Annotated in this window: 22 protein-coding genes, 1 tRNA gene and 1 pseudogene; 12 read left to right on the top strand and 12 right to left on the bottom strand. The window is 65.0% G+C overall.

What is annotated here, in order from left to right; genetic code table 11:
- Window positions 1-317: 317 nt before the first annotated feature.
- The 3 genes from RX327_RS30395 to RX327_RS30385 all read right to left on the bottom strand — a co-directional run bounded on the left by RX327_RS30395 (window position 318) and on the right by RX327_RS30385 (window position 2,631).
- A tRNA-Val gene (locus RX327_RS30395) sits at window positions 318-392 on the bottom strand.
- Window positions 393-505: 113 nt separating this feature from the next.
- A complete protein-coding gene (locus RX327_RS30390; protein WP_317247989.1) occupies window positions 506-1,789 on the bottom strand; it encodes a hypothetical protein in 1,284 nt (427 codons plus the stop codon).
- Between the two features lie 236 nt (window positions 1,790-2,025).
- Window positions 2,026-2,631, bottom strand: coding sequence for a DUF1134 domain-containing protein (locus RX327_RS30385; RefSeq protein ID WP_317247988.1), 606 nt, complete (start codon window positions 2,629-2,631; stop codon window positions 2,026-2,028).
- A gap of 149 nt (window positions 2,632-2,780) precedes the next feature.
- Here RX327_RS30385 and RX327_RS30380 point away from each other — a divergent pair, with 149 nt between their 5' ends.
- On the top strand, window positions 2,781-3,245 hold the full coding sequence (locus RX327_RS30380; protein ID WP_050383061.1) for a YHS domain-containing (seleno)protein: 465 nt from the start codon (window positions 2,781-2,783) through the stop codon (window positions 3,243-3,245).
- Here RX327_RS30380 and cysQ read toward each other — a convergent pair whose 3' ends face one another.
- Window positions 3,246-4,073, bottom strand: a complete 828-nt coding sequence (gene cysQ / locus RX327_RS30375) for a 3'(2'),5'-bisphosphate nucleotidase CysQ (protein ID WP_317247987.1) — start codon at window positions 4,071-4,073, stop codon at window positions 3,246-3,248.
- 256 nt (window positions 4,074-4,329) lie between these two features.
- Between cysQ and chpT the strand changes: the two genes are divergently transcribed.
- From chpT to RX327_RS30345, 6 genes are all read left to right on the top strand, one after another.
- Complete coding sequence (gene chpT / locus RX327_RS30370; RefSeq protein ID WP_317247986.1) at window positions 4,330-4,977, top strand: histidine phosphotransferase ChpT; 648 nt, start codon at window positions 4,330-4,332, stop codon at window positions 4,975-4,977.
- Window positions 4,978-5,179: 202 nt separating this feature from the next.
- Window positions 5,180-7,885, top strand: coding sequence for a hybrid sensor histidine kinase/response regulator (locus RX327_RS30365; RefSeq protein ID WP_317247985.1), 2,706 nt, complete (start codon window positions 5,180-5,182; stop codon window positions 7,883-7,885).
- A gap of 22 nt (window positions 7,886-7,907) precedes the next feature.
- Complete coding sequence (locus RX327_RS30360) at window positions 7,908-8,378, top strand: chemotaxis protein CheW (protein ID WP_317247984.1); 471 nt, start codon at window positions 7,908-7,910, stop codon at window positions 8,376-8,378.
- A 63-nt stretch (window positions 8,379-8,441) separates the two neighbouring features.
- The gene (locus RX327_RS30355) at window positions 8,442-8,807 is read left to right on the top strand and encodes a response regulator (RefSeq protein WP_317247983.1); all 366 of its coding nucleotides are present in this window, start codon (window positions 8,442-8,444) and stop codon (window positions 8,805-8,807) included.
- Window positions 8,808-8,937: 130 nt separating this feature from the next.
- A complete protein-coding gene (locus RX327_RS30350) occupies window positions 8,938-10,104 on the top strand; it encodes a chemotaxis response regulator protein-glutamate methylesterase (protein ID WP_317247982.1) in 1,167 nt (388 codons plus the stop codon).
- Entirely contained in the window at window positions 10,101-10,973 is an 873-nt protein-coding gene (locus RX327_RS30345; RefSeq protein WP_317247981.1) for a protein-glutamate O-methyltransferase CheR, read from the top strand. Before RX327_RS30350 ends, RX327_RS30345 begins: the two co-directional genes overlap by 4 nt.
- Before the next feature lie 188 nt (window positions 10,974-11,161).
- Here RX327_RS30345 and RX327_RS30340 read toward each other — a convergent pair whose 3' ends face one another.
- Both RX327_RS30340 and RX327_RS30335 read right to left on the bottom strand, forming a co-directional pair.
- A complete protein-coding gene (locus RX327_RS30340) occupies window positions 11,162-12,319 on the bottom strand; it encodes a glutathionylspermidine synthase family protein (RefSeq protein ID WP_317247980.1) in 1,158 nt (385 codons plus the stop codon).
- A gap of 33 nt (window positions 12,320-12,352) precedes the next feature.
- Entirely contained in the window at window positions 12,353-12,571 is a 219-nt protein-coding gene (locus tag RX327_RS30335; RefSeq protein WP_050383755.1) for a hypothetical protein, read from the bottom strand.
- A gap of 103 nt (window positions 12,572-12,674) precedes the next feature.
- Between RX327_RS30335 and RX327_RS30330 the strand changes: the two genes are divergently transcribed.
- Window positions 12,675-12,968 (top strand): hypothetical protein, encoded by a 294-nt coding sequence (locus RX327_RS30330; protein WP_050383754.1) that lies wholly within the window; start codon window positions 12,675-12,677, stop codon window positions 12,966-12,968.
- Between the two features lie 151 nt (window positions 12,969-13,119).
- Here the strand turns inward: RX327_RS30330 and RX327_RS30325 are convergent, their stop codons facing one another.
- Together RX327_RS30325 and ctrA are read right to left on the bottom strand one after the other, a co-directional pair.
- The gene (locus RX327_RS30325; RefSeq protein WP_317247979.1) at window positions 13,120-13,524 is read right to left on the bottom strand and encodes a DUF350 domain-containing protein; all 405 of its coding nucleotides are present in this window, start codon (window positions 13,522-13,524) and stop codon (window positions 13,120-13,122) included.
- A gap of 169 nt (window positions 13,525-13,693) precedes the next feature.
- The gene (gene ctrA / locus RX327_RS30320) at window positions 13,694-14,395 is read right to left on the bottom strand and encodes a response regulator transcription factor CtrA (RefSeq protein ID WP_008138878.1); all 702 of its coding nucleotides are present in this window, start codon (window positions 14,393-14,395) and stop codon (window positions 13,694-13,696) included.
- 372 nt (window positions 14,396-14,767) lie between these two features.
- Here ctrA and fliI point away from each other — a divergent pair.
- From fliI to RX327_RS30300, 4 genes and pseudogenes are all read left to right on the top strand, one after another.
- A pseudogene (fliI, locus tag RX327_RS30315) lies at window positions 14,768-16,095 on the top strand (flagellar protein export ATPase FliI).
- A 108-nt stretch (window positions 16,096-16,203) separates the two neighbouring features.
- Entirely contained in the window at window positions 16,204-16,623 is a 420-nt protein-coding gene (gene fliJ, locus RX327_RS30310) for a flagellar export protein FliJ (protein ID WP_317247978.1), read from the top strand.
- Between the two features lie 211 nt (window positions 16,624-16,834).
- The gene (locus RX327_RS30305) at window positions 16,835-17,380 is read left to right on the top strand and encodes a sigma-70 family RNA polymerase sigma factor (protein ID WP_317247977.1); all 546 of its coding nucleotides are present in this window, start codon (window positions 16,835-16,837) and stop codon (window positions 17,378-17,380) included.
- A 3-nt stretch (window positions 17,381-17,383) separates the two neighbouring features.
- Window positions 17,384-18,352 (top strand): anti-sigma factor domain-containing protein, encoded by a 969-nt coding sequence (locus RX327_RS30300; RefSeq protein WP_317247976.1) that lies wholly within the window; start codon window positions 17,384-17,386, stop codon window positions 18,350-18,352.
- Between the two features lie 282 nt (window positions 18,353-18,634).
- On the opposite strand, the gene RX327_RS30295 is transcribed toward RX327_RS30300, so the two are convergent.
- The 4 genes from RX327_RS30295 to RX327_RS30280 all read right to left on the bottom strand — a co-directional run bounded on the left by RX327_RS30295 (window position 18,635) and on the right by RX327_RS30280 (window position 22,247).
- Window positions 18,635-18,835, bottom strand: coding sequence for a hypothetical protein (locus RX327_RS30295; RefSeq protein WP_016848568.1), 201 nt, complete (start codon window positions 18,833-18,835; stop codon window positions 18,635-18,637).
- A gap of 373 nt (window positions 18,836-19,208) precedes the next feature.
- Entirely contained in the window at window positions 19,209-21,341 is a 2,133-nt protein-coding gene (gene flhA, locus RX327_RS30290; RefSeq protein WP_317247975.1) for a flagellar biosynthesis protein FlhA, read from the bottom strand.
- A gap of 301 nt (window positions 21,342-21,642) precedes the next feature.
- Window positions 21,643-21,939 (bottom strand): hypothetical protein, encoded by a 297-nt coding sequence (locus tag RX327_RS30285; RefSeq protein WP_050383750.1) that lies wholly within the window; start codon window positions 21,937-21,939, stop codon window positions 21,643-21,645.
- Window positions 21,940-22,040: 101 nt separating this feature from the next.
- Window positions 22,041-22,247, bottom strand: a complete 207-nt coding sequence (locus tag RX327_RS30280) for a hypothetical protein (protein ID WP_038377701.1) — start codon at window positions 22,245-22,247, stop codon at window positions 22,041-22,043.
- Window positions 22,248-22,472: the final 225 nt, after the last annotated feature.

Here is a 22,472-nt window from a genome sequence, read left to right as displayed (position 1 = left end):
ATAGTTCGGGCGGCCATTCACAAGGCGCGGATATCGGAAGTGAGCTCCGACTCCGCGGCACGGGTCTGGTGACCGCGCTTTGGCGGCATACCGACCCTTCGGCGCCGATTCGCGAAAAATCTACGCCGAGAGACCTATTCCGGCCCGCCACGGAAGACCCTGAAATGACAAAAGCCGCAATGGCAGATCTGACGGAACACAAAGTAATTTTTTGCAAGCGGCCGCAATATTTGATGTATGCCCAGGCTGTGCCCCAGTTATCTCGGGGCACATTCTAAGGGAGTCTGGTTTGTAAGTCGTTGATTCTGAAGGTTTAATGGTGGGCGCACAAGGGATCGAACCTTGGACCTCTCCCGTGTGAAGGGAACGCTCTCCCGCTGAGCTATGCGCCCGGGATGTGACGTGCCAAAAGCCGCTGGTCGGCGGCCGGTCGAGTGCGGCGCTTCGTCAGAGCGTGCGATTTACGAAGTGCCGGGTAGGGGTGTCAAGCCAAACCCTGCGGGAATTAAGCCCCTTGCTGGCGGGCGCGGGAGGCGTGGGCCTGGAGCGCACGGATGCGCTCGGCGAGCGTTCCGCCGCCTTCGGGCATCCCGCTGCCCGGCGAGACGCCGTTGGCGGGCTTGGCCGCCGCCTTGCCCGGCACCGTCGGCTCGGCCGCGAGCAGGGCCTCGATCGGCGAGTTCGGGCCTTCGAGCTGCATCGCGAGCTTTGCGACTTCCGCCGCGATGTCGTTGATGCGCTCGCGCAACAGCGCGTTCTCCATGCGCTCGGTGGCCCAGGAGCTCTCCGCCTGCTGCTGGATCGCGTTGATGTCGCGCTGAAGCTTGGCGCGCTCGTCGCGTGCGGTGCGCAGCTGCTCCTCCACTTGAGTCTTCTCCTGGCGCAGCTTGTCGAGCGCGGAGGATTTGCCGCCGCCCACTGCTGCGATCTCCTCGCGCAGCTCCTGCACAGTCCGCTCGGCGGCGGCGTTGGCCTGCTTCAACTGGCCGTTCTCGAATTCACGCTCGGCAAGCAGCTTGCCCTGGGTCGCAAGCCGCGTCTCGAGGTCGTTGACGCGGTTGCCGAGCATCTCGGCCTCCTTGACCTGCACGATGAGCTGGCGATCGAGCTCGGTGACGCGCTGGCTCAGATTCTCGACGCGGCCGCGGGCCTCGCTGAGATCGCGCGTCGCGGTTTCCGACTGGTTGCGCTCCTGGGCGAGGCGGGCTTCGGTTGCCGCGAATTCCCTGGCGGCATCGCCGACCCGGTTCTTCAGCTCCTCGACCTGGGTCCGCACCGCGACCAGTTCGATCTGGCGGCTGTCGGCGGCCATCGCGCGGTCGTTGAGCTCGGCGTTGATCTTGCCAAGCTCGCCCTGCTTGTCGGTCAGCGCCTGCTCGGCGTTGCGCAACAGCTCGGTCTTGGCTGAGAACTCCTCCTCCGTGGCGCGCAGCTGCTCCTTCACCGCCCTCTCGCGCGCCTCCAGCGCGAAGATCGTGGCGTTCTTCTCGCCGAGCTCGATCTTCATGCGGTTGATGGCGTCGCTCTTCTTGCCGAGCTCGGCGAGCTGGCTCGTGGTCTTGTTCTTGAGCTGATCGACGCTCATCTCGAGCCGCCGCGCCGACATAGCGAATTCGGCGCGGAGCTGGTCCTTGTCGGCCTGGATCTCGGCCATCGACAGCGGGGTGGCGGCCTCGAGCCGGCGCGTGGTCAGGCGCACGGCGCGGTTATGAACCAGCGGCACGATCGCGAGCCCGCACAGCATCGAAAGCAGGAAACCGATCGCCAGGTACATGATCGGTTCGATCATGAAGGGTCACTCCAAGAAAAGAAGGAATTTGTTAATCACAATGCCACGGCGGGCCGGCCAAAGGCCAGCCCGATTGCCGCGTTAACCTGAATTGCTAACCGTGCCGGAGCGCCGGCCTCATCGTCCGATCAGGGCTGCGACCTCGCGCTTCGTTCCGATGAATCGGAACGAGGCTCTGGATTTTGTCTTGACGCGCTTTCTTGATGCGAACCGCCGTCCAATGCGCTGGAAACGCTCTAGAACGGGTTCCAGGTCGCCCGCGGGGTGAATTTGAGATAGCCGATATTGGCGCCCAGCCGCAGGCCGAGGCCGGAGCGGATCGGCACCAGCACGATGTTGTTGGCGGTGAGCGCCGTCATGCCGAAGCCGCCGATGATATAGGCCGAGCCGTCGATGCCGCCGAAGCGCTGGTAGATCGCGTTGGTGGCGGGCAGGTTGTAGACCAGCGTCATGGTGCGGGCGCCGTCGCCGCCCCAGTCGAAGCCGAGCGAGGGGCCCTGCCAGTAGACTCGGAGGTCGCCGGCATTCTTGGTGTAGAGCGTGCCTTCACCGTAGCGCAGGCCGGCGACGAAAGCGCCGGAGCCTTCCTCACCCAGGATGTAGCCGTTGGGCAGGCCCCATTGGCTGACCGCCTTCTCGATGATCGAGGCGAGCCCGCGCGAGACGTTGCCGAAGAACTTGTGTCCGGCATTGACCAGTTCATCGGGCCCGTAAGTATACGGGGTCGGTTCACGCTGTGGCGGCGGATATTGCGGTGGCGGGCCCTGCTGCGCGGACGCCCCTGCGCTCCAGCACATCATCGCGGCAAGCGCGAGCGCAGCAAGGCGTGATGCGAAAGTCATAAAGAACCCCTGGTACCGAATCCGGTCGCTTCCTTAACCTGACGCCAACAGGCACGGCTCTAGGTTGCGCCGGATGTCCCCTCGACTCGGATGTTATCCGCAGCAACTATGACGGCACAACGGCAGGAAGATATGGATCGTGCCGCGGGATGGCGTTTTTCGGCCTGTTGGCGGGCATTTTGGCGGCCATCTGGCCCTCCTTGCCTGTTCAGGCCACCACAACCGAGCGCGTGGTGACGAACCGCTACTCCGGATTGGCGATCGAAGGATTCGATCCCGTCGCTTATTTCACCGATGCCGCCGCCACCCAGGGGCGGCCGGAATTCGAGGCCGCAGAGAACGGCGTGGTCTGGCGTTTCCGCAACGAGGGCAACCGCGCTTCGTTCGTGGCGCATCCCGAAATCTATGGCCCGCAATTCGGCGGCTACGATCCGACCGATCTGGTGCGGGGCGTCACCTGCGCGGGCAATCCGCGCTTCTGGGCCGTCGTCGGGAACAGGCTTTACCTGTTCAACCGGGAACGCAGCCGTGACGCGTTCGCCGCCGATCCCGCGCGCTTTTTGAAGGAAGCCGCAGTGCGTTGGCCGGAGCTGGAAGACAATCTCGCGCAGTGATCACGGCGCCGCGGCCGGGTCGCCCCAGGCAATGAATTCCGGCACCAGAAAGTCTTCGCGGCCCAGCCCGAAATGCAACGGGCTTCCGTTCGAATCGGTGACCTTGCCGCCGGCCGCAACGACGACCGCGTGACCGGCCGCCACATCCCACTCCGATGTCGGCGACAGGCGGGGATAGATATCGACCTCGCCCTCGGCGACGCGGCCGAATTTGACGGCCGAGCCCAGCACGGCGCGGACCGCGCCGCCGCGTGCGTCGATGAAGGCTTCGGTGCGTGCATCGCCATGCGAGCGGCTCACTGCCACCGTCCATGGGGCACCGCGCGGCGGGCAGGGACGGGTCTTGATCGGCACCGCCTGCGAAACCGCGCCGGCCTGCGACGTCAGCCGCTCCGCGCCCTTGCCGACGATGCCGCGCCAGAGCAGGCCGAGCGCGGGCGCGCTGACGATGCCGAGCAGCGGCTCGCCCGCTGTCACGAGGGCGAGGTTGACGGTGAACTCGTCGCGGCCGGCGACGAACTCCTTGGTACCGTCGAGCGGATCGATCAGGAAGAAGCTGTCCTTATAAGGCGGCGTCGCCAGATGGACGCGCTCCTCCGATAGCAGCGACACCTGCGGCGCGAGCCGCGTCAGCCCTTCGACGATGATGTGGTCGGCGGCGAGATCGGCCTCGGTGACCGGCGACCCGTCGCTCTTGCCGGTCACCTTCATCGCGGAACGATTGACGGCAAGAATTGCCTCGCCGGCGCGGATCACCAGTTCGGTCAGCGATTCGAGCAGCGTCGCGGCGGCCTCGCAGCCGATCAGGGACGGCTTTGCCCTATTCATGTGCGGGTCTCATATCAGCGGATCGCATATCCTGTTTGTGTTCCCTGAGATCATGATGCGATGACGGAGCATCGCATCATGATCTCATCTCCTTGTTTGAGCATGACCTTTTCGGAAAACCGGTTTCCACTTTTCCGGATCATGCTTTATCAGCCCCGTCGCAAGCTGGCAGCATCCGTCTGCGCAGTGTATCAAGCCCACAGGCATGCGTGATTCGCACTCCTCGGTCGGCGTGCGGCTTTCCAGGAAACAATTGATGTCTGGCACTTCGTCTCCCGGTCCCGCTCCCGATATGCTCGAACTCGCAGCGCTCCTGTGCTCGCGGGTCTGCCACGATCTCATCAGCCCCGTTGGTGCCATCGTCAACGGGCTCGAAGTGCTCGACGACGATCCCAAGCCCGAAGACCGCGAGTTCGCGCTCGATCTGATTCGCAAGAGCGCCAAGACCGCCTCGGCCCGGCTCCAGTTCTGCCGCCTTGCCTTCGGCGCCGCCGGCTCCTCCGGCGCGCAGATCGATCTCGGCGATGCCCAGACCATGGCGCGGGGCCACATCGAGGACGGCAAGTGCGCGATCACCTGGAATTTGCCGCGGCTGCTGCTGCCGAAGAATCGCGTCAAGCTGCTGCTCAACATGCTGGTCGTCGCCCAGCATACGATCCCGCGCGGCGGCATGCTGACGATCGACCCGATCGGCGAGGGCGAGACGATGAGCTTTCGCATCACTGCGACAGGACACAATGCGCGTTTGCCGCAGAACATCGCCGAGCTCCTGAATGCGACCTCGCCGAACACGGTCGATGCGCATGCGGTGCAACCGCACTACACCCGCCTGCTGGCGGAAGCCTGCGGGCTGAAGGTGACGCTCGCGCTCGACGGCGACAAGGTCATCATTGCCGCGTCCTGACCGCGGCCGCGCCGATATCATTAATCAAAGGTTACGACCGGCCGCGCGATTCGATCGCGCGGCCTTATCTCTTTGTTGATCCCGTTCCTTTCCATTTGCTCAACCAAACTTAAACGCTTTGCGGAGAAGCTGACCTGAGTTCCGTCAGGCGCGTCGATGTTGCGCGCCGCTGCGTTTTCGGCGTTTTTCGAAGGTTGGTTTCATGGATGATCTGTTGCGGGAGTTTCTGACGGAGACCAGCGAGAGCCTGGACACCGTGGACAATCAGCTGGTGAAGTTCGAGCAGGAGCCGAACAACGCCAAGATCCTGGATAACATCTTCCGCCTGGTCCACACCATCAAGGGCACCTGCGGCTTCCTCGGGCTGCCGCGGCTGGAAGCGCTGGCGCATGCCGGCGAGACCTTGATGGGCAAGTTCCGTGACGGCATGCCGGTGACCGGGCAGGCGGTGACGGTGATCCTGTCCTCGATCGACCGCATCAAGGAGATCCTGGCCGGGCTGGAGGCGACCGAAGCCGAGCCGGAGGGCAACGACCGCGACCTCATCGACAAGCTGGAAGCGATGGTCGAGCAGGGCATGGCGGCGATGGCAGTTGCTGCTGAAGAAGACGTGCCGGTCGTCGAAGCCCCGTCCGTGCAGGCGGCCGAAGGCACGCTGGTGGTGCAGACGCTGGAGCGCCCGTTGCGTCCGGGCGAGGTCTCGCTCGACGAGCTCGAGCGCGCCTTCCGCGAGACCGCGATCGAAGTCGCCGCGCCCGCGCCGGCCGCCAAGCCTGCCGCTGCGGCTCCCGCCGCCGAGCCGGCTGAGCCTGCGAAGAAGCCGGCCCGCAAGGCCGCCGGTGAGGATGTCCAGGAAGGCGACAAGATCGCCAACCAGTCGATCCGCGTCAACGTGGATACGCTGGAGCACCTGATGACCATGGTCTCCGAGCTGGTCTTGACCCGCAACCAGCTGCTGGAGATCTCAAGGCGCAACGAGGACACCGAGTTCAAGGTGCCGCTGCAGCGCCTCTCCAACGTCACCGCCGAGCTGCAGGAAGGCGTCATGAAGACGCGCATGCAGCCGATCGGCAATGCCTGGCAGAAGCTGCCCCGCATCGTCCGCGATCTGTCGAGCGAACTCGGCAAGCAGATCGAGCTGGAGATGCACGGCGCCGACACCGAGCTCGACCGCCAGGTGCTCGATCTGATCAAGGACCCGCTCACCCACATGGTGCGCAACTCCGCCGATCATGGCCTCGAGACCCCCGCCGAGCGGCTGGCTGCCGGCAAGGGCGAGCAGGGCACCATTCGCCTGTCCGCCTATCACGAGGGCGGCCACATCATCATCTGCATCGCCGACAACGGGCGCGGCCTCAACACCGAGAAGATCAAGGCCAAGGCGATCTCCTCGGGTCTCGTCACCGAGGCCGAGCTCGAGAAGATGAGCGAAGCCCAGATCCACAAGTTCATCTTCGCGCCGGGCTTCTCGACCGCGGCCGCCATCACCTCGGTGTCGGGGCGCGGCGTCGGCATGGACGTGGTGCGCACCAATATCGACCAGATCGGCGGCACCATCGACATCAAGAGCGTGGCCGGCGAAGGCTCCTCGGTCACCATCAAGATCCCGCTGACGCTCGCCATCGTCTCCGCCCTGATCGTGGAAGCCGCCGGCGACCGCTTCGCCATCCCGCAGCTCTCGGTGGTCGAGCTGGTGCGTGCCCGCGCCAACTCCGAGCACCGCATCGAGCGCATCAAGGACACCGCGGTCTTGCGCCTGCGCAACAAGCTGCTGCCGCTGATCCACCTGAAGAAGCTCTTGAAGATCGACGACGGCGCGGCCTCGGATCCCGAGAACGGCTTCATCGTGGTGACCCAGGTCGGCAGCCAGACCTTCGGCATCGTGGTCGACGGCGTGTTCCACACCGAGGAGATCGTGGTCAAGCCGATGTCGACCAAGCTGCGCCACATCGACATGTTCTCCGGCAACACCATTCTGGGCGATGGCGCGGTGATCATGATCATCGATCCCAACGGCATTGCGAAGGCGCTCGGCGCCGCCGGCTCCTCGGCCCATGACATGGGCGAGGACAATGCGAACGCCCATGCGGCAAGCGGCGAGCAGCTCACCTCGCTGCTGGTGTTCCGCGCCGGCTCGTCCCAGCCCAAGGCGGTCCCGCTCGGGCTCGTCACCCGCCTGGAAGAGCTCGCAACCGACAAGATCGAGTTCAGCAACGGCCGCTACATGGTGCAGTACCGCGAGCAGCTGATGCCGCTGGTGGCCATGGAAGGCGTCACCATTGCCAGCCAGGGCGTCCAGCCGATCCTGGTGTTCGCCGACGACGGCCGCTCCATGGGCCTCGTCGTCGACGAGATCATCGACATCGTCGAGGAACGGCTCAACATCGAGGTCGGCGGTTCAAGTTCGGGCATCCTGGGCTCGGCCGTGATCAAGGGCCAGGCCACCGAGGTGATCGACGTCGGCCACTTCCTGCCGATGGCGTTCTCCGACTGGTTCACCCGCAAGGAGATGAAGCCGTCGATGCACTCGCAGTCGGTGCTGCTGGTCGACGACAGTGCCTTCTTCCGCAACATGCTGGCTCCGGTGCTCAAGGCCGCCGGCTACAAGGTCAGGACCGCGGGCGGCGCGCAGGAAGGGCTCGCCGCGCTGCGTTCGGGACAGGCCTTCGACGTGGTGCTGACCGACATCGAGATGCCCGACATGAACGGGTTCGAGTTCGCCGAGAACATCCGAAGCGACCACAATCTGATCGGGACGCCGATCATCGGCCTGTCGGCGCTGGTGTCGCCGGCGGCGATCGAGCGCGGCCGTCAGGCCGGCTTCCACGACTATGTCGCCAAGTTCGACCGTCCCGGCCTGATCGCGGCGCTGAAGGAGCAGACCGCGGAACTGCGCCGGGCGGCATGACACGGGATAAGGACAAGGATTGATGACCAGCAAGACCGAGACAAGCGAAGGCGCGATGGCCGAATACGTCACCGCCGTGATCGGCGGGCAGCTGTTCGGCCTGCCGATCTCGCGGGTGCAGGACGTGTTCATGCCGGAGCGGCTGACGCGGGTGCCGCTGGCCTCCAGCGAGATCGCCGGCGTGCTCAATCTGCGCGGCCGCATCGTCACCGTGGTCGACATGCGCGCCCGTCTCGGCCTGCCCAAGGCCGAGGACGGCAAGGTGCCGATGGCGGTCGGCGTCGACCTGCGCGGCGAATCCTATGGCCTGCTGATCGACCAGATCGGCGAGGTGCTGCGCCTGCCCGACGACAGCCGCGAGGACAACCCGGTCAACCTCGATCCCCGCATGGCCAAGCTCGCCGGCGGCGTCCACCGCCTCGACGGCCAGCTCATGGTCGTCCTCGACGTCGATCGCGTCCTCGAACTGGTGCCCGATGCCAAAGCGGCGTGAACAGGGCCGCCCGAACTGAAGAACTGAAACATCCCACCGGGGATGAGGAAGTAGAGGTCGCAGATGAGAACCTGTCTTGTCGTCGATGATTCCAGCGTCATCCGCAAGGTTGCGCGGCGGATCCTGGAGGGCCTCGACTTCCAGATCCTCGAAGCCGAGGACGGTGAGAAGGCGCTGGAGGCCTGCAAGCGCGGCCTGCCCGATGCGGTGCTGCTCGACTGGAACATGCCCGTCATGGACGGCTACGAGTTCCTCGGCCATCTCCGCCGCATGCCCGGCGGCGACCAGCCCAAGGTGGTGTTCTGCACCACCGAGAACGACGTCGCTCATATCGCGCGCGCCCTGCATGCCGGCGCCAACGAGTACATCATGAAGCCGTTCGACCGGGACATCGTCACCGCGAAGTTCCAGGAAGTCGGGCTGATCTAGAGCATGATCCGGAAAAGTGGGAACCGGCTTTCCGAGAAGATCATGCTGACTTAGATTCTCCGTTCGATCCGGCGGCAGAAGCCTTCGGCTCAACGGTTGTTGTGCGTCGTGTTGCGTCGCTGGTGAAGCCATGAGTGTTGCGTTGACAAGTACTGCGGTCCCGACATCGACCCGATCCGACAAGGTGCGAGTGATGATCGTCGACGACTCCGTCGTCATCCGCGGTCTGATCTCGCGCTGGATCGGCGCCGAGCACGACATGGAGGTCGCGGCCTCGCTGCGCACCGGGCTCGAGGCGGTCAACCAGATCGAACGCATCAACCCCGACGTTGCCGTGCTCGACATCGAAATGCCCGAGCTCGACGGCCTCTCGGCGCTGCCGCAACTGCTGGCGAAGAAGCGCGATCTCGTCATCATCATGGCTTCGACGCTGACCCGCCGCAACGCGGAGATCAGCTTCAAGGCGCTGTCGCTCGGCGCGGCCGACTACATCCCGAAGCCGGAAAGCACGCGCGAGGCCACCGCCGCGGAAACCTTCCGCCACGACCTGATCCAGAAGATCCGCCATCTCGGCGCCAAGGCGCGGCGCAGCCCGGTGCACACGACGGCAAGCCCGCCGCTTGCGCCCGGTCATGACAGACCGCGGCCGTCTATTCCCGCTGCCGCGCACACGGCGCCGGCCCAGGCCACGCGCCGTTCGTTCGGCCTGCTGTCGCCGAAGGTGCTGCTGATCGGCTCGTCGACCGGCGGTCCTCAGGCGCTGATGTCGCTCGTCACCGAACTCGGCCCGGTGATCGACCGCTTCCCGGTGCTGATCACCCAGCACATGCCGCCGACCTTCACCACCATCCTTGCCGAGCATCTGGCGCGCACCAGCAAGCGGCCGGCGCATGAGGGGATCGACGGCGAGAGCGTCAAGCCGGGCCAGATCTATCTGGCGCCCGGCGGGCGCCACATGCGCGTCGCCCGCCACGGCGTCGATGCCGCGATCTCGCTCGATGACGGGCCGGCGGTCAATTTCTGCAAACCCGCGGTCGATCCGCTCTTCACCTCGGCCATCGACGTCTGGCATGGCAATATCCTCTCCGTGATCCTGACGGGCATGGGCTCGGACGGCATGCGCGGCGGCAAGGACATCGTCGCCGCCGGCGGCAGCGTCATTGCACAGGACGAAGCCTCCAGCGTGGTCTGGGGCATGCCGGGGGCGGCGGCCAATGCCGGCATCTGCGCGGCGATCCTGCCGCTCAATCAGATCGCATCGAAGCTTGTTCGGGTATTTGCGGGAGACCGTTCGTGACGCCGCTGGACTACGAGTATCTGCGTAAGCTGCTGAAGGAGCGTTCCGGCCTCGATCTCTCCGTCGATAAGCAGTATCTCGTCGAGAGCCGCCTGCTGCCGTTGGCGCGCCGGTCGAACCTCGCCGGGATTCCCGAGCTGGTGCAGCGGATGAAGGGCGGCGCGGAGCTGCTGACATCGGACGTGGTCGAAGCGATGACCACCAACGAGACTTTCTTCTACCGCGACAAGATTCCGTTCGACCATCTGAAGGAAGCGGTGCTGCCCGCGCTCGCGCAGGCGCGCGCGGCGCGCAAGAGCTTGCGTATCTGGTCGGCGGCCTCGTCGACCGGGCAGGAGCCCTATTCGATCGCGATGTGCGTGAAGGAGATGGGCGCGGCCTTCGCCGGCTGGCGCATCGAGATCGTCGCCACCGACCTGTCGCAGGAGGTGCTGGAGAAATCCAAGGCCGGCGTCTACAGCCAGTTCGAGGTGCAGCGCGGCCTGCCGATCCAGCACCTGATGAAGTACTTCACGCAAGTCGGCGAACTCTGGCAGCTCAATACCGACATTCGCGCGATGGTGCAGTTCCGCCAGCTCAACCTGTTGCAGGACTTCTCGCATCTCGGCACGTTCGACGTCATCTTCTGCCGCAACGTGCTGATCTATTTCGATCAGGACACCAAGGCCGGTATCTTCGGCAAGGTGGCCAGGATGCTCGAGCCCGACGGCGTGCTGGCGCTTGGCGCGGCGGAATCCGTGGTCGGCATCACCAACCTGTTCAGGCCCTATCCCGACCGGCGCGGGCTCTATCAGCCGAGCGTCGCCCCGGTCGCGCGCGCCGGCGCCGCGCTGCATGTGCTGAAGGCGGTTGCGTCCGCTGCGCGGTGAGGCGAGACATCTCGTTTTAACTCCGTCACCCTGAGAAGCCGCGAAGCAGCGTCTCGAAGGGTCGGGGGCCACCAGCGGGGGCCGTGCATCCTTCGAGGCTCGCAAGGGCTCGTACCTCCAGCGACAAAAGCGAAGCCTTTGCGCGGGGATGACGGCGACAGAGCCGCGTTCGTTTCAACGTTCATGAGCTACAAAATCGCGTGCGGCAGGAAGCGCGAGGTGTTGCCGGTGATCGGATTCTCGTCTTCCCGAATCGAGAGTCCGCAGGGCGTGCCATCGACCACCCAGCTGCCGAGTACCGGATACTGCCCGGAAAAATTCGGCAGTGGCGCCAGTGCCTGGCGGATGAAACCTTCGGTGCCGTAGGGGCCTTGCTCGGCGACCAGCGTGACGCCGGCGCTGACCAGCTCGACATTGGCGCCCTCGCGCGAATAGATCGGCTTGCGCACGAACGACGTGCCGAGCCGGGCGGCGCGCGGATCGTCCTCGAAGAAGGCCGGCAGCAGATTGGGATGGTTCGGAAACATCTCCCAGAGCAGCGGCAGGATGCCCTTGTTGGAGAGCACCGCCTTCCACGGCGGCTCGATCCATTGCGTCGGCGCGGTCGAGAGGTTCTTGCCGAACGCGTCCTGGAACATCCACTCCCAGGGATAGAGCTTGAAGGCCAGCGCGATCGGGCGTTCGTCGAGGTCGACGAACTGACCGTCGTCGCGCAGTCCGATCTCCTCGATGTCGAGCAGCGTGGTCTTCAGCCCGGCCTGCGCTGCGGCGTCCTCGAGATAGGCGAGCGTGCCGGCGTCCTCGGGATTTCCGGTCAGTCCGGTGAGATGCAGCGGGTGGGTCGCGCCGATCTCCTTCCACGCCGCGATCAGCCGCTCATGGATGGAGTTGAACTGATCGGCGCGCGACGGGATGATGCGCCGCTCGATCGCCTGTTCGAGCCAGGTCCATTGAAACACCGCGGCCTCGAAGATCGAGGTCGGCGTATCCGCGTTGTATTCGAGCAGCTTCGCCGGGCCGCGCCCGTCGAAGGTGAGATCGAGCCGGCCGTACAGGCTCGGGTTCTTGCGGCGCGAGCTTGCCGCGATCAGATCCCAGTACGCCTCCGGTATCTTCAGCCGGCGCAGATAGCGTTCGTCCTTGACAGCGCGGCCGGCGAGCTCCAGGCACATCGCGTCGATCTCGCCGGTCGGCGTCTCGATGCCGCGCTCGATCTCGTCGAGCGTGAAGCCGTAATAGGCGCTCTCGTCCCAATAGCGTTCGCCGTCGATGGTGTGGAAGGTGAAGCCGGCATTCTCGGCAGTCGTCCGCCAATCGTCGCGTTCGGGACATGCGATGCGTTGCATGAGGGGAAACCGCGCTCGCTCGTCAGCCTGGTGTCAGCTTCCGCCATGCGACGGATCGTCGTCGCCGTAGCGGGCGATGGTGCGCGGCGCGCCGCCGAAGCCGCCGGAGGGCGAGCGTTCGGCGGGCTTTCGCTTCGCGTCGTGCCCTGCATGGTGGTGGCTGCGGGCATGGCTTGGCGTCAGGCCGATCGACGCCGCGCCGATCGCGATACTCCCCATCAATTTCAGCCATACGCGGCGCGAGCGTTTCATGGACGCAATCCCTGCCTTGCCGTCTGCGGAGCCATGCCGAGTTTCCATCAGCTGCGTTCGCCGGGCAAGCGAAAGCGCGATGACACGGCGATGACACGGCAACATGCATCAGCCACCGCTGAAGCCGAACGCATGCGCGAATGAACCGAAGCCGCCGCGGCTCACCGACGAGCTTGACGACGAGCTCGCGGACGAGGAGGTGCCGCTCGACGACGAGCTGCTGTTGAAGAAGCTGCTGCGTGACGAGCCGCCGCTGCCGCCCGATCCGGACGACGAACTGCGCGCCGTGCAGTCGACGCCGGGTTGTGGCTGGACCGGTGTGGCGACGCCCGGTGCGGTGACGCCCGGCGGCGTCGGCGGCACCGGCTGGCAATTCGGCCGCGGCATCAGCGCGTAGGCACTGCCGCCGACCGCGAGCGTGCCCATCAAGAGCAGCGCGACATGGTTGGAGCGCTTGGATGGCGCATCCGGCCGCGGCGGCGTCGGCACGACCGGTCGCCGTTTGCCGAAGTCCGGGTTCGGTTCGCGCGCCATGGTGGCTCAACGGCTCAGTAGATCATGCAGGCCGCGTTCAGCGCGCCTGCGGCCAGCGAGGACAGTCCGAGCCAGATCGCCGGCGCCATTTCGCCGGAGGCGATCCGCCCCGACAGGTTCGGCACCGGGATCTTCACGATGTAATAGACGATGATCTGCACGATCAGCGCGATGAGGCTCCAGATCAGGCAGTCCACCACATTGGCGGAATGGGCGATGGCGCTGACCACCGGCAGCACGAAGCCGAGCAGGCTGAGCCCGAGCGCGATCGCCGCCGCCGGCTCGTTGTCGCGGATGAGCTGGAATTCGTTATGGGCCGTGATGCGGGTGTAGACGAACAGATAGGCCACGATCGCGATCAGTCCGGTGCAGAAATAGACCAGGAAGGCGGGCAGGCCGGAGAGTGATTGCAGGATCATGTCGGGGCGGTCCGGGAGTTCGTCAGGATTCGCGCGAGGCAGGATTGCACGTTCCCTTGGTCGGCGCATGCCGACAGCCGGTTCAATCCCAAACAAAAACCCCGCCATTTGCGGCGGGGTCCAGGTCGAAAGGAGCGAACCTTGCGGTTCTCTGCGGGCGCCCGGAAGGTCAGGCGGGAATGCGCTCTTCGTGCTCGTGCGGCTCGCGCAGCACGTAGCCGCGGCCCCACACGGTCTCGATGAAGTTGCGGCCTTCGGAGGCATTGGCGAGCTTCTTGCGCAGCTTGCAGATGAAGACGTCGATGATCTTCAGCTCGGGCTCGTCCATGCCGCCATAGAGGTGGTTGAGGAACATTTCCTTGGTGAGGGTCGTGCCCTTGCGGAGCGAGAGCAGCTCCAGCATCTGGTATTCCTTGCCGGTCAGATGCACGCGCTGGCCGCCGACTTCCACCGTCTTGGTGTCGAGGTTGACGACGAGGTCGCCGGTCTGGATGACCGATTGGGCATGACCCTTGGAGCGGCGCACGATCGCGTGGATGCGGGCCACCAGCTCGTCCTTGTGGAAGGGCTTGGTCATGTAGTCGTCGGCGCCGACGCCGAGACCCTTGACCTTGTCCTCGATGCCGGCGAGGCCGGAGAGGATCAGAATCGGTGTCTTGATTTTGGAGACCCGGAGCTGCTTGAGCACGTCGTAGCCGGACATGTCGGGCAGATTGAGGTCGAGGAGAATAATGTCGTAATCGTATAATTTACCGAGATCGACGCCTTCTTCCCCCAAATCGGTCGTGTAGACGTTGAAGCTCTCCGACTTCAGCATCAACTCGATCGACTGCGCGACGGCGCTGTCATCTTCAATCAGCAAAACGCGCATGCCAGTTCCCCATAGTCGCCGCTCCTGGGCGTCAGGTCGGCCGCATTCGCGGCACTCAACAAAACGCCTTTGAACAACTGATTCGGATCCTGACGACAGATGGTTAACAAAAACTGATTCCTCCACGCAAGCTCTAACCGTGCAATTTTTGTCGAATCGCCCTAAGATATTGCGTAGAAGAAGCTTTTCCTAACCGCGTCCGTTCAGTTTCCACTTTAAGAGACGGGTTTAACCGACTCCCGCGACTCAGCCTTCTTCTGAAGGGGAGTCACGCGACCTCAGTCACAAAGACAGTGACGCAATGATTAATGATGCGGGTAAACACGAGGTTAAGCGGCCGGAGCAAAAAAGCGGAAACTTAAGGTTTTCGCAATGAAGGCGCTCGCGGAACAGATCGGCGACATCGACGGCGTCAATATTTACGGCCGCGTGGTCGGGGTCCGCGGCCTGATGGTCGAGGTGGCCGGTCCGATTCACTCAATGTCGGTCGGCGCACGGCTCGTGATCGACGTCGGCGCGGGCCGCTTCATCCCCGCCGAGGTGATCGGCTTCTCCGGCGAGAACGCGGTGGTGATGCCGTTCGGCGGACTAGATGGCGTGAGGCGCGGTTGCCGCGCGGTGATCGCCAACGCGGCGAGCCAGGTGCGGCCGTCCGCAGCCTGGCTCGGCCGTGTCGTCAACGCGTTGGGCGAGCCGATCGACGGCAAGGGGCCGCTGCCGCAGGGCCCTTCGCCGATGCCGTTCCGCAACACGCCGCCGCCGGCGCATTCGCGCAAGCGCGTCGGCGCACCGCTCGATCTCGGCGTGCGCGCGATGAACACCTTTCTCACCTGCTGCCGCGGCCAGCGCATCGGCATCTTCGCCGGCTCCGGCGTCGGCAAGTCGGTGCTGCTCTCGATGCTCGCGCGCAACGTCGATGCCGCTGTCAGTGTCATCGGGCTGATCGGCGAACGCGGGCGCGAGGTTCAGGAATTCCTGCAGGACGATCTCGGCGAGGAGGGCCTCGCGCGTTCGGTCGTGGTGGTCGCCACCTCCGACGAGCCCGCGCTGATGCGCCGCCAGGCGGCGTATCTGACGCTCGCGATCGCCGAATATTTTCGCGACGAGGACAAGGACGTGCTCTGCCTGATGGACTCGGTGACGCGCTTTGCCATGGCCCAGCGCGAGATCGGCCTGTCCGCCGGCGAGCCGCCGACAGCCAAGGGCTATACGCCGACCGTCTTCACGGAGTTGCCGAAGCTGCTGGAGCGGGCCGGGCCGGGCCTGGGGGAGGGGGCCATCACCGCGATCTTCACGGTGCTGGTCGACGGCGACGATCACAATGAGCCGATCGCGGATGCGGTCCGCGGCATCCTCGACGGCCACATCGTGATGCAGCGCTCGATCGCCGAGCGCGGCCGCTACCCCGCGATCAACATCCTCAAATCCGTCTCGCGCACCATGCCGCGGTCGGCCGACCCCAACTTCCTGCCCTACATCAACAAGGCACGCCAGGTGATGGCGACCTATGCCGACATGGAGGAATTGATCCGGCTCGGCGCCTACCGCGCCGGCTCCAGCCCGGAGGTCGACGAGGCGATCCGGCTGCACGAGCCGCTCGAGGCCTTCCTGCGCCAGCGCAAGGACGAGAATCCACCAGCCTTCCCGACGGCTACCGGCAACTGGCTCAAATCCTGTCGGGTTTGGAAACGGAACGCTAACTTTGTCAGGTCATCATCGCCGGCACACCATAGCTATGCCGGCGGGGCCCAGCGGGGAGCCGGCTCTGTCCCGCGTTCAGATTTGGGACTTCTGGGGAGTACGAGTCGATGAAGTCACGAGATACGCTTATCCGCCTGAAAAAGTTTCAGGTCGACGAGAAGCGCCGCCGGGTCACCCAGATCGAGACCATGATCGCCGATTTCCAGCGGATGTCGGTCGATCTCGAACGCGAGATCCAGACCGAGCAGGAGCGTGCCGGGATCAACGATCCCTCGCACTTCGCCTATCCGACCTATGCCAAGGCCGCGATCCAGCGCCGCGAGAACCTGACCCGTTCAGCCGACGAGCTGAAGGGCCAGCTCGACGAAGCCAAGGCCGCACTGGCCGAGGCTTTCGAAGAGTTGAAGAAGGTCGAGCTCCTGGACGAGCGCGACCAGGCCCGCGAGCGCGCCGAGGAGAGCGCTCGCGAACAAGCCGACATGGATTCGATCGGCCTGATGCGGGCCCGTCTCGGCGTCATCGCCTGAACCCTCGCTCCCTCCGCTGACCAGATTGAGAGCCCGGGCCGATCGCCCGGGCTTTTTGCTGGGCGCTGTCCACAAGCCGCCGGCCTGCCGGCCACTTGTTAGCCCCTTGGCGGATCGTGGTGTCCCAAAATATGCTACCACCGGTCAGGACGGATGATCGGCGGCACGGTGGCAATGAGGCGATGGGGGGTCGGGGCTTGGAGGGCGCAAGATGCTGACGCCGGCTGAGCTGGTCTGGCTGATCGCCGCCGTCGCCAAGGGCGATCAGGCCGCATTCGAGCGCCTCTACGCCGCCACGCGCGCGAAACTCTATGGCGTCGTGCTCCGTATCTTGCGCCGACAGGATCTCGCAGAGGAGGTCCTCCAGGAGACTTACGTCAAGATCTGGAACAGCGCCGGCCAGTTCAATTCGGCCTTGTCGTCGCCGATCACGTGGATGGCCTCGATCGCGCGCAACCGTGCAATCGACATCGTGCGCAAGCGCGGCGAGGCCTCGCTGGAGGAAGAGCCGGCGGCGATGGAGGTCGCAGCCGACCAGCCCGATCCGCTGGCGCGACGGGAGATGACGGAAGAGTTGAAGCGATTGCTGGAGTGCGTCGGCCGGCTCGAGCCGGACCGTCAGAGGCTCGTGCTTCTCGCCTATTACAACGGCTGGAGCCGCGAGCAATTCGCCGCAAAGTTCGAGACGCCGGTGAACACGGTGAAGACCTGGCTGCGCCGCAGCCTGATGGATATCCGGGAGTGTCTTGGACTCTGATTGATGGCCTACACGGAGGATCATATCGCGCTCGCCGCGGAATACGCGCTCGGTACGCTCGACGCCGATGAGCGTGCGCAGGTCGAGGCCATGATGGCCGTCGACAGCGAGTTCGCAGTGCTGGTGCAGGCCTGGCAGTTCAGACTCGGGCCGCTGAACCAGATGGTCGGCCTGGTCGAGCCGCGTCCGGTGGTCTGGGACAACATCAAGGCGGCGATCGGCCCCACGAGCGCGCCGCAGGCGCCGTTGGGGCTGCCGGAGACGCCGGCCACGACGGTGACGCCGCCGCCTTCGCCAGTCACAGACGATCCCGAATTCGGCTCGGCGTTCGATCCGGAGCCTGCGCAGTCGCCCGAGCCCCGGAGGCTGCCCGAGGCCCGACCGCCGCGGGTCATCTTCGACGAACGCAACGTGACCGCGCTGACGGGCCGCGTGAAACGCTGGCGCGGCATCGCGTCGGCCGCGACCGCGATCGCGGCCGCGCTGCTCGTCACGCTCGGTCTGCAGATCTATCGGCCCGACTCTCTGCCGAATGCGATCCGGCCGAAGCCGCGCATCCAGACCGTCGAAGTGAAGACGCCGGCGCCGGCGTTGACGCCGTCGGCGCAATATGTCGCGCTGCTGCAGGGGCCGAATGGCGGGCCGGCCTTCATCATGACCATCGACGGCGCCACCAAGAACTTCACCGTCCGCAAGGTCGGCGCCCCGTCGGAGCCCGGCAAGAGTTTCGAGCTCTGGCTGATCTCGGACAAGCTGCCGCGCCCGCGCTCGCTCGGCGTCATCGGGGCCAGCGATTTCACCGCGCGTCCGCTGCTGTCGGGCTACGATCCCGACGTGATCAACGGCGCCACCTTCGCCGTCACCGTCGAGCAGGCCGGTGGATCGCCGAACGGCGAGCCTACCTCGGCCCCGGTGTTTTCCGGCAAGCTGATCGAGACCGTGCCGGGCGCGTCGGGTTCGCCGCCGCGATAGGCCAGCCGCCCATCGTCATAGGTTGCCGATGGTGGTGCTCCGTCATTGCGAGCGGAGCGAAGCAATCCATCCTTCCGCATGAGCGGTGACAGTGGATTGCTTGGCTGCGCTCGCCAATGACCTGGATAAGATGTCGCGTCGACCACCCGCAAAAAAAGAAAACGCCCGTGGGGAGCGGGCGTTTTCGATAGTCAACTTGGGGGTAGTTGGGGGTCTTAAATATCCACGCAGCGACTTTGGGGGGCTGTAAAGAACACTACGTGAATTCGTGAAACTCTCCTGTTAGCGGACCAGCGAGTTGCTGGAGCTGGTGATCGCGACGGGCTTGCCGGCCTTCATGACCCGCGCCGTCTGCGTGTATCCCTCATCCGACGAATTATGTGCCGCGATGCCGAAGCCCGCGACCAGGATACCGGCGAACAACGCCACAACCACAATCTTCAGGTGCGTCATACGATCAGCGCTGTAGATCGAGTGGTTCATGGAAGCCTCCTGCCGCCTTCCTGCTCTCGGTAATCTGTCGGTTCGGTCTGTTGTCCGGTTCAACGTCTCGTGCCCCGCTAACGTAGGATTTGCCGATTCCGTTCCCTAGAGGTCATCACAAGGCCGTGATGAGACGTGATCGGCCGCGATCAAAAATGACCCTTTGGTAATTAAAGCTATTTAATATCAGTATCTTGAACTTGCACTGGAATGCTGCATCCCAGATAGGGCCGTTCCGGCCTGTTCCCCATAAATCAGTTGCCTGTGGCGAGAAAACACAGACGAAAACGCAAGTGATTTGCGGCCGCTAGCGCGTTTTCGCGCGAAGTGGACACCCGGCTCGCGTGCAGAAAACGCTTCCGGACAACAGGCTCTAAACGCTGCCGACCGTCTTCAGCCGGGCCCTGGGATGGATCTCGGCTTGCGACAGGACGGTGGTCTGCGAGCGGAACCGTTCCACCAGCGAACGAACGAACGGCCGGATCGCGGCCGACGTCACCAAGACCGGCGCCTCGCCCTCGCGCGCCGCCTGCTCGAACGCCTCGCGCACAGCGGTCATGAACTCCGACAGTTTCGAGGGCTGCATCGCGAGGCTGCGCTCCTCGCCCTGGCCGATGATGGATTCGGCAAAGGCCTGCTCCCACCGTGCCGACAGCGCGATCAGCGGCAGATAGCCGTTGTAGGAGGTGTTCTGCGCGCAGATCTGCCGCGCCAGACGCGCGCGGACGTGCTCGACCATGGTGGCGGGGTTGCGCGAGAAGGCGAGCGAATCGGCGATGCCTTCGAGGATGGTCGAGAGATCGCGGATCGAGATGCGTTCGGCGAGCAGCAGTTGCAGCACGCGCTGGATGCCGGAGACCGTGACCTGTCCGGGGACGATGTCCTTGACCAGCTCGCTCTGCTCCTTCGGCAACTCCTTGAGAAGCTTCTGCACCTCGCCATACGAGAGCAGGTCCGACATGTTGGCCTTGAGCAGCTCGGTGAGGTGGGTCGAGAGCACGGTTGCGGCGTCGACGACGGTGTAGCCCTTGAGAGAGGCTTCTTCCTTGAGGCTGGCGTCGACCCAGGTCGCGGGCAGGCCGAAGGTCGGCTCGGTGGTGTGGATGCCGGGCACCTGCACCTGGCCGCCGCCGGGATCCATGACCATGAACTGGTTGGGCCAGATCTTGCCGGTGCCGGCGTCGACCTCCTTGATCTTGATGATGTAGGTGTTGGCCTCGAGCTGGACGTTGTCGAGGATGCGCACCGCCGGCATCACGAAACCCATCTCGATCGCGAGCGAACGGCGCAGCGCCTTGATCTGCTCGGTGAGGCGATCGGTGCCGTCGGGACCGTTGACCAGCGGCAGCAGCGCATAGCCGAGCTCGATCTTGAGGTCGTCGATCTTGAGTGCGGCCGCGATTGGCTCCTCCGCGGCTGCAGCGGCGGCGGCCGCGGCCGCAGCAGGGGCAGCGGCTGCTGCCGTTTCGGCCGCCTTCGCGGCCCGCTTCTGCTTGCGTGCGTTCCAGGCCAGCACCGCGGCGCCAGCGCCGAGCGCCAGGAACGGGAGGGTCGGAATGCCCGGCAGGGCCGCCAGCACCAGCATCACTGCCGAGGACATCGCCAGCGCCTGCGGATAGCCGGAGAACTGCTTCATCAGCGCCTTGTCGGCGGCGCCGGACACGCCGGCCTTGGAGACGAGCAGACCGGCCGCGGTCGAGACGATCAGCGCCGGCACCTGGGTGACGAGACCGTCACCGACGGTCAGGAGCGTGTAGCTGCGGCCGGCGTCGGCGAAGGACATGCCCTGCTGTGCCACGCCGATGATGATACCGCCGACGACGTTGATGAAGACGACCAGGAGGCCGGCGATGGCATCGCCGCGGACGAACTTGGAGGCACCGTCCATGGCGCCGAAGAAGCCGCTCTCGTCCTCCAGCTCCTTGCGCCGCTCCTTGGCGACCTTCTCGTCGATCAGGCCGGCGGAGAGGTCGGCGTCGATCGCCATCTGCTTGCCGGGCATGGCGTCGAGGTGGAAGCGCGCGGCGACCTCGGCGATACGGCCCGAACCCTTGGTGATGACGACGAAGTTGACGATGATCAGGATGGCGAAGACGATGATGCCGATGACGAAATTGCCGCCCATCACGAAGTTGCCGAAGGCCTCGATGACGTGACCGGCGGCGGCCGTGCCCTCGTGCCCGTGCGACAGGATCAGGCGGGTCGAGGCCATGTTGAGCGACAGCCGCAGCATGGTCGAGATCAAGAGGATGGTCGGGAAGGCCGAGAATTCGAGCGGCGCCTGGATGAACAGCGACGTCATCAGGATCAGGATCGAGAGCGTGATCGAGATCGCCAGGAACAGGTCCAGCACGATCGCGGGCAGGGGGAGGATCAGCACCACCAGGATGGTGAGGACGCCGAGCGCCAGCGCGATGTCGCCGCGCTTGAAGATGTCGCCGATCTCGCCGAGGCTCGGCAATCCGCTCTTGCCTGCCGTGCCCTGTCCCGCCGTGACGTCGACCATGGTAGCTGCCTCCCCGCGCGACTGCCGTCCGCGCGCCCCAAACGTCTGCGCGGCGGCCGACGGGCCGCCGTTCCGAAAGTGAGGCACCGCACTGGCGTCCACGGGAGCTCCCGTTCTACGCGGCTGACGACACTCGACTTCACCCGGCAATTCTTGCCGGGTGTATGGTTAGCAAAGGGTTAATAAGTGTCGTCCAGGGGCCGTGCGGGGAGGGGGAGCGCGGACGTCGCAGGCCCGAGGCGTCAGGAGGTCGGTCGGGTAGGCTGGATCGTCCGGCCGTTCGGGGATGGCCTCGCGGCCTCTATTTGAGCGCACCAAGCACGACGCCCGATGCGGCGATGATGCAGAGCGTGATGACACTGGCGCGCCACAAGAACTGCTGCCGGGCGGCGCGCCGGTCATGAAAGGTCAGCCAGTCGCGAACGAAGCCGGCGGGAATGTCGAACACCACCGCAAGCTCGTCGCGATGGTGCGTCTCATGTTCGCAATACATCGTCCGGACCGTCGGCACGCCCAGCCGCTCGAGCTCGCAATGCCACTCCCAGGCATGCTTGCCGTTGGTCCAGCGATTTTCGAAAGGGACCACGTGTGATTCCATGACGAGCCTCCTGGCCCACCCTGAACCCACGTCGCCATTGTAGCTCAAGGTGAGGACCGGCGCGAGATCGGCGCCGGTCGCCTCGGCCGATCACAGCGGCGCTAGTTGGCCGACTGCGTCCATCTGCGCCAATGCGTCGGCTGGATGTCGAGGTGCTTGCTGCCGGCATGGTCGACCCATTCGGCGCCGTCGCGGTGGCACGGGAACATGAGCGCGTGGACCATGCCATCATAATCGAGGACACAGACTTCGAGCTCGCGGTCCGACGGCGCTGATGCAACGGGTAACCACTCTGCTGACGAATGCATGATGACCCTCCGACAGTTAAGCGCTTCGATCCTTCAACCTTGCGAACTGCGCGCCGTCCAGCGGGATGATAGGTCCGGATGGCGGGCCGCCAGTGTGAACCGGTTCGCATTGTAGCAGTTTCTTCGTAAGCATGGATCACAGTTCGACGGCCGTTATTCCCGGGTTCGCCAGGAACCGCGCCGGAGTTGAACTTGCCTGGCCCGGCGTCCGACCAAACGCAAATT

Origin of the sequence: Bradyrhizobium sp. BEA-2-5 (assembly GCF_032918025.1) — a bacterium.
Taxonomy (GTDB): domain Bacteria; phylum Pseudomonadota; class Alphaproteobacteria; order Rhizobiales; family Xanthobacteraceae; genus Bradyrhizobium; species Bradyrhizobium pachyrhizi.
The sequence above is the reverse complement of the archived record's forward strand: the minus strand, read 5'-3'. Positions and strand labels throughout refer to the sequence as shown.

Excerpts from the sequence above, each read along its gene's own strand:
- RX327_RS30380 (WP_050383061.1), top strand. The coding sequence starts at position 2,781 with ATGGCGTTTTTCGGCCTGTTGGCGGGCATTTTGGCGGCCATCTGGCCC.
- RX327_RS30285 (WP_050383750.1), bottom strand. The coding sequence starts at position 21,939 with ATGGAATCACACGTGGTCCCTTTCGAAAATCGCTGGACCAACGGCAAG.
- fliJ (WP_317247978.1), top strand. The coding sequence starts at position 16,204 with ATGAAGTCACGAGATACGCTTATCCGCCTGAAAAAGTTTCAGGTCGAC.
- RX327_RS30385 (WP_317247988.1), bottom strand. The coding sequence starts at position 2,631 with ATGACTTTCGCATCACGCCTTGCTGCGCTCGCGCTTGCCGCGATGATG.
- RX327_RS30350 (WP_317247982.1), top strand. The coding sequence starts at position 8,938 with ATGAGTGTTGCGTTGACAAGTACTGCGGTCCCGACATCGACCCGATCC.
- RX327_RS30340 (WP_317247980.1), bottom strand. The coding sequence starts at position 12,319 with ATGCAACGCATCGCATGTCCCGAACGCGACGATTGGCGGACGACTGCC.
- RX327_RS30365 (WP_317247985.1), top strand. The coding sequence starts at position 5,180 with ATGGATGATCTGTTGCGGGAGTTTCTGACGGAGACCAGCGAGAGCCTG.
- RX327_RS30305 (WP_317247977.1), top strand. The coding sequence starts at position 16,835 with ATGCTGACGCCGGCTGAGCTGGTCTGGCTGATCGCCGCCGTCGCCAAG.
- RX327_RS30300 (WP_317247976.1), top strand. The coding sequence starts at position 17,384 with ATGGCCTACACGGAGGATCATATCGCGCTCGCCGCGGAATACGCGCTC.
- RX327_RS30355 (WP_317247983.1), top strand. The coding sequence starts at position 8,442 with ATGAGAACCTGTCTTGTCGTCGATGATTCCAGCGTCATCCGCAAGGTT.
- flhA (WP_317247975.1), bottom strand. The coding sequence starts at position 21,341 with ATGGTCGACGTCACGGCGGGACAGGGCACGGCAGGCAAGAGCGGATTG.
- RX327_RS30390 (WP_317247989.1), bottom strand. The coding sequence starts at position 1,789 with ATGATCGAACCGATCATGTACCTGGCGATCGGTTTCCTGCTTTCGATG.
- cysQ (WP_317247987.1), bottom strand. The coding sequence starts at position 4,073 with ATGAATAGGGCAAAGCCGTCCCTGATCGGCTGCGAGGCCGCCGCGACG.
- chpT (WP_317247986.1), top strand. The coding sequence starts at position 4,330 with ATGTCTGGCACTTCGTCTCCCGGTCCCGCTCCCGATATGCTCGAACTC.
- RX327_RS30330 (WP_050383754.1), top strand. The coding sequence starts at position 12,675 with ATGCATCAGCCACCGCTGAAGCCGAACGCATGCGCGAATGAACCGAAG.
- RX327_RS30335 (WP_050383755.1), bottom strand. The coding sequence starts at position 12,571 with ATGAAACGCTCGCGCCGCGTATGGCTGAAATTGATGGGGAGTATCGCG.
- ctrA (WP_008138878.1), bottom strand. The coding sequence starts at position 14,395 with ATGCGCGTTTTGCTGATTGAAGATGACAGCGCCGTCGCGCAGTCGATC.
- RX327_RS30295 (WP_016848568.1), bottom strand. The coding sequence starts at position 18,835 with ATGAACCACTCGATCTACAGCGCTGATCGTATGACGCACCTGAAGATT.
- RX327_RS30325 (WP_317247979.1), bottom strand. The coding sequence starts at position 13,524 with ATGATCCTGCAATCACTCTCCGGCCTGCCCGCCTTCCTGGTCTATTTC.
- RX327_RS30280 (WP_038377701.1), bottom strand. The coding sequence starts at position 22,247 with ATGCATTCGTCAGCAGAGTGGTTACCCGTTGCATCAGCGCCGTCGGAC.
- RX327_RS30360 (WP_317247984.1), top strand. The coding sequence starts at position 7,908 with ATGACCAGCAAGACCGAGACAAGCGAAGGCGCGATGGCCGAATACGTC.